Annotated in this window: 1 pseudogene; it reads left to right on the plus strand. The window is 77.6% G+C overall.

The features are described from left to right. Nucleotides 1–299, plus strand: a pseudogene (locus tag D0817_RS27195) (ABC transporter permease); the annotation flags it as partial.

Consider the following 299-nt stretch of genomic DNA (forward strand, 5'->3'; position numbering starts at 1 on the left):
CAACTTCGCGCCGCGCGTGATGCTCTCGACGCGCGACCTGGCCGCGACCGGCCTGTCGCAGGACGGCGCGCGCGTGACCCACCGGCTGCAGGTGGCCGCGCCCGGCGCCGGCGCCGCCGACCTCGAGGCGGTGGCCGGCTACCAGCGCTGGCTGGCCGCGCAGATCGCCGGCGCCGGCGTCAAGGGCGTGCGCATCGAGTCGCTCGCCAGCGGGCGCCCCGAGATGAGCGCCACGCTTGAGCGCGCCGACCGCTTCCTGTCGCTGGTCGGCCTGCTCTCGGCGATGCTGGCGGCGGTCG

This window comes from Flavobacterium cupreum, assembly GCF_003996965.1.
Classification (GTDB): domain Bacteria; phylum Bacteroidota; class Bacteroidia; order Flavobacteriales; family Flavobacteriaceae; genus Flavobacterium; species Flavobacterium cupreum.